Consider the following 8,320-nt stretch of genomic DNA (forward strand, 5'->3'; position numbering starts at 1 on the left):
GCCGCTTCGCCGCTCGCTCGCTACGGCGCGATTGAGAACGCGCTCACGAGCGGCTTCGCTACCGCCGACCTACACCATTCGGCGGGACACGACCCACCAGGGCCTCGACCTCGGCCTTGTGGGTTCCATTTAGGTCACGGCTTTTGAGCGATCTTAACCAAACATCGTTTTCGTTAAGTTTTTTCAGCAGGATTGCTCGGACCGCTGCCTCTTGCGCCATCGCACATTCAAGTTGAATTAAATAGACCCGTTCAGACTGAACCGGTGCTAGTGGAATTCTTAGACCAAGCTTGGGGAGGAAAAAATTGAACCCAATGATGAAAATTGTGGTTTCGGCGGCTAGCAATAGAAAGCCGTAGCCTGCGAAGACACCAACGGCACCCGTGCTCCAGACGGTCGCAGCCGTGCTCAGACCCTTGACGCTGTCGCCGTCACGCATGATCGACCCAGCCCCCAAGAACCCAATACCGGTGATCACATTTGCAGCCATCCGGAGGTCGGACCCAGTCCGGCCGCTGTCGGCAGGGATGTGTAAGCTGCAGCGCCGAGCGCGACCAAGGCATGTGTTGCAAGCCCGGAATTTCTCCGGCGAACCTGCCGCTCAATGCCGATCAGTGCGCCGAGCAGCAGCGCGACGCCAAGTTTAATCAATATCGAATGAGTCGTTTCCAAATCAATTTGCGGCAAGGAAAGCCTTTCTGCATAACAGTTGTGACATTTCGATGTTTGGACGCGATGCAACTCCTGTCCGTTTACCGCGAATGGCAAGCGATGCGAGACCTACGTATCGCCTGCGAATTTCACTTCGATGAATAAAGCAGTTCGGTAGAGCGTTAAGCCTCGCTCAATCTGACACAAAAATGACTTCCTTCGAAATTGCAGCCTTCCGACAGAAACTCGTAATTTTCATGATGTCATGGTTTCGACAGGGTGTCGATTGTATCCGTTTATGCGATTGTCGCGACTTTCCCGGGAGGGCAGCCTGTTGCCGCTTTATGAGCCGAATCATCGGAACATCCGTACTTGGATCTCAAAGTCAACATTTTCCGCTATCTCAGTGATTGCGCTTGCCGGATGCGCTGGCCCGTCGCGCAGTGACCGGATTAGGGCATCCGCATGCTGCAGCCTCGTCTATCTCGTCTGCAAGCGTTTTCGTCGCAACAGACAGGCTCAGGGCTGACGACTTAGACCGGCCTTACTCCGCGCGGCGATGGCTCTCAAATTTTCGCAACGTTCAAAAAAGAAAAACCGGCCAACCGGCGGGTCGGCGAAGTGACGTCAAGTGGAAGACAACCCGATCCATCGAGGCATTTCCGCGCGACGTCCTACAATCGGATACAGACCTCATCGCGGTTCGTCTCGGAAATCAATAGCGCACTTGCAAACGTCCGTCGAAACAGCAGGAGATTTTCTTATTCGTCCATGTTTACAACAGCAACATTGCCGATAACCTCTTCCGAACTGGTGAGATTTCCCATGATTTCGGCATATCCGCGGTCCCTGTATCATTTGCCTGGGCGTCCGCAGCGTCGATACCTCTTTACGTATTCGACAGAGATAGTGCGATCGTTGCACGTTACGGCTTGGCGCGGACCATTGAGCTTCTCTCCAAGACCCAAGCCCGACAAATAATAGTAGTCGGGCACTCTAGGGGTCTCTCGTTGTGATGGAGGCCCTGCGCGATTTGGCGTTACGAGGAGACAAATGTCTTCCGACGCCTGGTTGGCGTGGTGTTGGCAGCGCCTGACATCGACGTTGACGTGTTCCATAGCCAAGCAAGAGACATAGGAACCCTGCCCTACCCATTTGCGATCGTCATTTCCAGGCGAGACAGGGCACTTGGATTTTCACGGTTCATCGCGGGGTGCCACCCACGCGTTGGAAATGGGCGTGACATTGCTCCCCTTCAGCGTGCGGGAATTGCGGTCGCCGACGCGTCCGAGGTCGGTGGTGGAGGCCATGGCGTCTTTGCTAGCTCACCGACGATGATAAAGTTGATAGAAAACAACAGGGCTACGGTTGCCACGCTTGTCGACAAGCAATCCACCACCTCTCCTTCCGTTGTGGCCGAAGGCGTCGCAGCTTGCAAGGCGTCGTCGCTGCGCCGACCGTATTCCTGCCGTCGAGGTCGGTTGCTACTCGGGAGTGATCATACGGCGGCGAGGCAGCCTACTCACATAGTGAGCTACCGAGTTACCGATGTCTGCATTCGAAGCTGCCGCTTTGACAAACACTTTCTTAGATGTTCCCCAAAACCGATTGATCCAGATCACGTAGACGCACGTATCCGCGCCTTACAGCGCTAAGACAGACGGAGTGGAGAAGATGAGAGCCGAAAACCCTGATCGCGGAAATTTCTTTGCGGATCTCGCCCTAGCCCTTTTGCCTGTGATGGTTACGTCCGTGGCCGGGCAACTCGCTACTATTCCTAACATAGACGGTTGGTACTCGACGCTTACGAAGCCGTTCTTCAATCCGCCAAATTGGATTTTTGCGCCGGTTTGGACTACATTGTACGTGCTGATGGCTTTTGCGGCTTGGCGGCTGTTGCGAGTTCCACACCAAGTTATAGGACGCGGACAGGCACTGGGACTTTTCTTCGCGCAACTTGCGCTTAATGGTTTGTGGTCGTGGCTCTTTTTCGCTTATCGCAGTCCGGTCGCGGGGCTTATCAACATAGTGCCCCAGCTATTGCTGATTGTGTTGACTATTGCAAAGTCACGGTCTGTTGACAGAATGGCGGCTTTCTCGCTCGTTCCACTCGCCGTGTGGGTGGCTTTCGCCACCGTGCTCAACTTCGAAATCTGGAGGCTGAACTAGCGGCTATTCGGATTTCCGTGTGGAATGCTGCAGTCTAACAATCTCGGTTTTTTCGCTTAAATGCGTCTGAATGTTGGGCTCGATTTTCGCCGGCGTTTGACGGCGGCGAATTATTCGAGGTCTCATAGGGACATTGGCTCGATCATGTTTCATTGCAGACCATCTCCATCCCATATCGCTGTTCGGACGAGGACGGTTCGCTTCTTGACGAGCTGCGGCGTGTGCAACCGACTGCCATACGCTCGGCATACGCGAACGCGATGGCGGCAGACGGCACGAAGCCGAAAGAGTTGGATGTGCGAAACCTGGTCAAGGCCTGCTTCGGTGATGAGGGCTGCTCGACAGTTGGGCGATCCAATGCCCAACGAAGCTCGGCATCTGGAAGCGCAAGCTGACGCCGGAAGGCGGCGCGGTCTTCGGCGAAAGGTCCGAGTTCGAGCGCCGGCGCAAAGGGCTGGTCTCGCCCGAGGAATGGAAGCGCAAGCGGCTCCATCCGTTCGTCAGCCTCGGCGACCGGCAGAAGGTGCGCGGCAACCAGAATATCCACCTGATCGACGAGACGACTGTCGTCGTCAAGATCGGCCGCAAGGAGAGCGGTGGCCACCCCGGCAGGACTCTGACGATACTGCAACGCTCCTGAGAAATTGCGACTACTGTAGGCTGGATTTGATCCGAATACGGCACGACGGAAACGCCTACTTTAAAAGCGACCGCGACGCTTTTGCCTATAGCCTTGAAGGGAAATGGGTGCAAGCCGAGGGCTGCAAGGACGGATTATGATAGTGTGGTCGACGCATAAAACTCTAATGCCGACTTGCTCGCTTGGAAGCTGACTGCTGCAATCGTAACATTCGAGACAACCAAACGGTGACGCCGATGGGCCGACTTTCTTTGACATCGTTGATATTGGTCATCTGTGCCTCGGCAGCGAGCGGCATGGCCTACAGTGTATTCGTTATAGGCGGGCCTGGATATATCGGGGCGACATTTGCGACTTCGATATTCGCGACTCTTCTGGCGTTCGAACAGGGCTTCATCCTTCCGGAGCTTCGGCGACGGCTTAACGGCTTACCGACCTACGCATTTTTTGCCGGTCAGCTGACCGTCTACATCATCCTGATCTTTATCGCCAACGCCATCGCAGGTTTTGGGCTCTGGAGTTTTGGCATCCTTCCCACAAGTCTTGCGAGCGCGACCCTTCTAACAGGAGATGTATTGCTTTATGCACTCGGCGTTTCCGCGCTTATCATCTTCATTCTCAGGGTTCGCGACCTCCTGGGTGCACAGATCTTTGTTAGCCTGCTGCTCAGCCGGTACCGCCGGCCCGTCCGAGAAGAAAGACTTTTCCTTTTTATCGATCTTGTGGGCTCGACCGCTTACGCCGAACGTTTCGGTGATTTGGAGGCGCAAGAATATCTTGCAGCTGTTTTCAAGACGATCGCCGGACCCGTGCGTAAATATGGAGGTATGATAGACGATTATATCGGCGATGCTGTCCTTATAACCTGGCATTTGAAGTCTGGCACGCTTGATGCCGCTTGCGTGCGCTGCGTGTTCGATGTCTTTGACGCCATAGAGACCCAGGCGGATGCCTGGCAGGTGAAGTTCAATAGCGTACCAGTTCTTCGCGCGGCCCTACACGGCGGCCCGGTGGTCACGGCGGAAATTGGTGAGGACCACCACAAGATCACCTATTTCGGCGATACTGTAAACGCGACGGCGAGGCTCGAAGGTCTATGCCGCACGCTCAATGAAGCCGTTTTGATATCAGATGAGCTCCTCTCCCGACTTGTACTACCGCCAGGTGTTTGCGCCATGCCGCGCGGCGAACATGCCGTTCGCGGACGCGGTCAACTCCTCTCGGTTACAGCTTTGCAGCAGCATTCGCGGCCAACGATGAGAGCGTCCGCGTGAATTTGTAAGAAGTGAGAGAATCGGTTGGCAACAGACGTTTGCGATGTGCAAGGCTTTCATTGAAAGCTTCCGCCGGCGATGCGCGCTTGCCCCGAACATTTGGGGACTTCACTCTCTAAATGCATTGAAAACCGTCCAGCATCGCAATCAGATCGCTGGGCAGTTGACTGAGCCGCGTCTAATCGACCTCCCCTCAAACCCGGGGGGACGACAATTCATCGCCTGTCCTGTTGCTTAACTAGCCTGCTTGCGTTGACTTACCAATGAGATAGGCGCGCACAGCCCCATCCTCCGTCAGGCCGATGGCCCGCCAGAAAGCCGTTGCAGTGGCATGTTGGTCGGTCGCCAGCTGCTGCAGCAACTGTGCCTTGAGTGCCCAGAACGGCTGGTAGTCCCCCGTCATCGCTTCGGGCAGCTGAGCCAGTTCATGAAGACCCGCTTCAGGGCCATGCACCTCGGCCGTGGCTGCCGCCAACCCCACCAGATTGCCGATCGTGGGTGCCTTCTGCGCCAATAGCCCATGCAGCGTCCACGCCGGCAGGCGCAAATCCGCGCCCGTCAGGCGCGATTGCACCAGCACCGACTGGATCGCCGCCTCCAGCTGGAAACGCCCTGGCTGTTCAAGCCCTCCGGCAGTTCGCAATTTGTCTTCAGCCTCGCGCGCCATCGACAGATTCCAGAGCGCCGTATCCTGCTCGGCCAGCGGCACATAGCGGCCCTCCACCCGCCTCGCGGCGCTGCGACTTTCGCAAAACAGCATCAGCGCCAGAAGGCCCAGCGCCTCGGCGTCTGGCCGCAGCTCCACCAGCACCCGCGCCAGCCAGATCGCTTCTTCGGTCAGCCCCTTGCGCGTCTGGTCGTCGCTACCCGTGCTGTCCCAGCCGTGCCCATAAGCGGCGTAGATCGCCTCGAGCACATCGCCCGTGCGCTCACCTATCTCGTCTTCGTCTGGCACCTCAAAGGCTATACCAGTGTGCTTGATGCGCGCCTTTGCCCGGCTAAGCCGCCGTCCCATCGTGTCGGGCGAAACAAGGAACGAAGAGGCGATGCGCTCGGCCGTCAGGCCGAGCACTGTCTGCAGCATCAGCGGCGTGCGCGCGGCAGCGTCGATTGCCGGGTGGGCGCACACAAACATCAGCTCCAGCCGCTTGTCGGCAATCACGGGCATTTTCTCGGTTTGTGTCGGTGCCAGCACCAGGAGGCTGTTGGTCGTTTGTTCGCGTGTTTTCCCCGCCCGCGCTCCATCCCTCAGCCGGTTGCGCGCCGTTACCATCAGCCAGCCATCGGGATTGGCCGGCACACATGTGCAGGCCAGATGTCGAGCGCGCGGGTAAACGCCTCGGCCAGGGCGTCTTCGGCTGCGGCCACGTCCCGCCATTGCCGCGCAAGATATGCGAGAAGGCGCCCATAAGAGGTGCGGGCAGCGTTCTCCGCCGCCCGCCGCCCGTGTTCGTGAAGGCTGCCGTTCAAAGCTTAGCCCTGGCTAGGCGGAGGGAGCACAGGGCGCACTTCGGTGGCCCCGTGGGAAGCCGCAGGGCTGCGCGCTGCCCAAGAAAGCGCCGCATCGAGGTCCGGTACCTCGATCACGACGTAACCGGCCAGCTGTTCCTTGGTAGCGGCCACCGGCCCGTCCTGCACCAGGCGGTTACCGGCTTGAATGCGCACCGTGGTAGCTGTGGAGGGCGGCATCAGCCCATCGCCCTTGATCACCACACCCGCTTCGTAGAGGGCACCGATATAGGCGTTCCAGGCCCCCCAATAGGGTCCGGTACGGTCGGCCTGGTCGCGCTGGGCGGCAATCTCGGCCTCGCTCTCGTAAAACATCAGCATATATTGCATCTTGTCGTCCCTGTAGTTGGTTGCTGAGGCGGATCATCCGGCTCTAAAACACTGACGCGGCTAGAGCTGCCATTCGGACAGAGCCTAAAACTTTTTTTGCTAACGGAGAAGCCGCCTGCCGATCGCCTTTGCCTAGGATCGGCTTGCCGTGCTCACAACCGACAAGCTGCACGTTCGTAGGAAAAAAATCTGTCAACACTATGCCTCACGTCGGCTCGGTTTTCCCTTCGAAGGAGCAGGTGAGATACCATGAATCGGTGGGCGCGTTGTTCGCCCTTGATGTGGGGTTCAAGGGTCATAAACCATCTCGGCTTCGATGAAGTGAGATGGACGGGGAGCTGTAAGACCGGAGCGGTCATACCTCGCTATTGATGGAATCCGAACCAATGAAATGCGTCTGCGATACGCCGAAGGGTTAAGTGCGTCAAGTTCAGCAAATTGGACGGTCATCCGGCTTGGCGCATGGCGAGCTTCTTGTGCTCTCGTAGATCGTCCATGTTGATGTATCGATCTGCCTCCATCCAGTTTTCGTGGGTTCAACGGCAAGGGATCTGACGAGGCGCAAGCAGCTCTCTGCGTTTGGAAACATGCGCAGGACATAGGTCCTGCGGCGGATTTCCTCGTTGAGGCGTCAAGCATCCGTCGATTTCAGGTGCTTGTGATGCTGGCGTGGCAATCGGAAGAAGGTCAGGGTCTGCTCGATTGTCTCCTCGACCCAACTGGTCAAGCGCTAATAGCGTGCCGAAAGACGATCTCTGCGCCTTGCCTAAACGCGAAACTCAAAGTTACGCTTGGTCCTTGGCACCATCCGCCTTGCCAACGCCTGCTGAGGCGATTCGCTGGACAGGTCCAGCATCAAGCCAAAAATGAAGCGAGGTGGTCGAAGGTTGCCCGGTATCGACCAGTAGTGCGAAGATCTTCATGCATCGTCAGCCAGACCTCCAAACTCACCTCCAAATTTGGCAGCACTCTCACGAACCCCTTCTTCTCCGCTACGCCAACTTGGCATACCCCGATTCCCACTCCAGCTCCGATTAACGCAAGCTGCGCGATGTCGTTGTCTGTCCGGAAGGCGAAGGTCGCATTGAGGGGGAGGCCAGCCGCGGTAAAGGCGTCTCGTATCGATGACGCCTTATCCTGGCCGACCAGCGAAGCACGCTCCAAATCGTTTATGTTCGCCGGCAAGCCTTCTTTCGAGCAATATTTCTTGGATGCGAACAAGCCCAGTCCAACCTCTCCGATTTTGCGCGCGACGAGCCCAGTCTGCGTCGGGCGATGCATTCGGATCGCGATATCGGCTTCGCGTCTTAGAATGTCCTCGTCAACATTGCTCAAATGCAATTCAAACGTAAGCGCGATTTTCGATGCGCATTGACGACGGCAAGACCGATGAATGTGCGCGCATTGGTAGCGAGATCCGGCTCTATCCGGCGGCAGTAGTCTTGGAGAAGTTGAACGGCAGCAGGTCGCCGATTTCCGCCGCATCGCCCCGCTGCGGCAACTCTGTGAGCACGTGGCGCAGCCAGGCGAGCGGGTCGACGCCGCAGGCGCGGCAAGTTAGCATGAGACTGTAGATCACGGCGCTGGCCCTGGCTCCGTCAGCGGTATCGCTGAACAGCCACGATTTTCTTCCGGTGGCAAAAACTCTGATCTCGCGTTCCAGAATGTTGTTATCGATCGGCATCCTGCCGTCGCTGGTGTAACGCGTCAGGTAATCCCATTGGTTCAGGGTGTAGGACACAGCATC

10 protein-coding genes and 2 pseudogenes are annotated in these 8,320 nt (G+C 57.2%); 3 read left to right on the forward strand and 9 right to left on the reverse strand.

Annotated elements, in window-relative coordinates:
• Positions 1-58 precede the first annotated feature (58 nt).
• Both FHT76_RS41620 and FHT76_RS40910 read right to left on the reverse strand, forming a co-directional pair.
• Positions 59-490 (reverse strand): MgtC/SapB family protein, encoded by a 432-nt coding sequence (locus FHT76_RS41620; protein ID WP_405049547.1) that lies wholly within the window; start codon positions 488-490, stop codon positions 59-61.
• The gene (locus FHT76_RS40910; RefSeq protein WP_259186873.1) at positions 475-768 is read right to left on the reverse strand and encodes an MgtC/SapB family protein; all 294 of its coding nucleotides are present in this window, start codon (positions 766-768) and stop codon (positions 475-477) included. The genes FHT76_RS41620 and FHT76_RS40910 overlap by 16 nt, the downstream gene beginning before the upstream one ends.
• 671 nt (positions 769-1,439) lie before the next feature.
• On the opposite strand from FHT76_RS40910, the pseudogene FHT76_RS41625 reads away from it, so the two are divergent.
• Positions 1,440-2,306, forward strand: a pseudogene (locus FHT76_RS41625) (alpha/beta hydrolase).
• Positions 2,307-2,325: 19 nt separating this feature from the next.
• Positions 2,326-2,820: a TspO/MBR family protein gene (locus tag FHT76_RS40915; RefSeq protein ID WP_259132173.1), complete on the forward strand. Its 495-nt coding sequence runs from the start codon at positions 2,326-2,328 to the stop codon at positions 2,818-2,820.
• Positions 2,821-2,962: 142 nt separating this feature from the next.
• On the opposite strand, the gene FHT76_RS40920 is transcribed toward FHT76_RS40915, so the two are convergent.
• Positions 2,963-3,424, reverse strand: a complete 462-nt coding sequence (locus tag FHT76_RS40920) for a hypothetical protein (protein WP_259132175.1) — start codon at positions 3,422-3,424, stop codon at positions 2,963-2,965.
• Between the two features lie 272 nt (positions 3,425-3,696).
• On the opposite strand from FHT76_RS40920, the gene FHT76_RS40925 reads away from it, so the two are divergent.
• Positions 3,697-4,734, forward strand: a complete 1,038-nt coding sequence (locus tag FHT76_RS40925; RefSeq protein WP_259132185.1) for an adenylate/guanylate cyclase domain-containing protein — start codon at positions 3,697-3,699, stop codon at positions 4,732-4,734.
• Between the two features lie 238 nt (positions 4,735-4,972).
• On the opposite strand, the gene FHT76_RS40930 is transcribed toward FHT76_RS40925, so the two are convergent.
• From FHT76_RS40930 to FHT76_RS40955, 6 genes and pseudogenes are all read right to left on the reverse strand, one after another.
• Positions 4,973-6,007 carry an RNA polymerase sigma factor gene (locus tag FHT76_RS40930; RefSeq protein ID WP_259186874.1) on the reverse strand — a complete coding sequence of 345 codons (1,035 nt, stop codon included), beginning with the start codon at positions 6,005-6,007 and terminating at the stop codon, positions 4,973-4,975.
• Complete coding sequence (locus FHT76_RS40935) at positions 6,007-6,204, reverse strand: hypothetical protein (RefSeq protein WP_259186875.1); 198 nt, start codon at positions 6,202-6,204, stop codon at positions 6,007-6,009. The genes FHT76_RS40930 and FHT76_RS40935 overlap by 1 nt, the downstream gene beginning before the upstream one ends.
• Before the next feature lie 3 nt (positions 6,205-6,207).
• The gene (locus tag FHT76_RS40940) at positions 6,208-6,573 is read right to left on the reverse strand and encodes a YciI family protein (protein WP_259132179.1); all 366 of its coding nucleotides are present in this window, start codon (positions 6,571-6,573) and stop codon (positions 6,208-6,210) included.
• Positions 6,574-7,019: 446 nt separating this feature from the next.
• Positions 7,020-7,303, reverse strand: a pseudogene (locus tag FHT76_RS40945) (transposase); the annotation flags it as partial.
• Between the two features lie 125 nt (positions 7,304-7,428).
• The gene (locus tag FHT76_RS40950; RefSeq protein ID WP_259132181.1) at positions 7,429-8,058 is read right to left on the reverse strand and encodes a substrate-binding domain-containing protein; all 630 of its coding nucleotides are present in this window, start codon (positions 8,056-8,058) and stop codon (positions 7,429-7,431) included.
• On the reverse strand, positions 7,997-8,320 hold a 324-nt coding region (locus FHT76_RS40955; protein ID WP_259132183.1), incomplete at its 5' end, for a transposase. The genes FHT76_RS40955 and FHT76_RS40950, both read right to left, overlap by 62 nt.

This window comes from Rhizobium sp. BK176 (assembly GCF_024808055.1).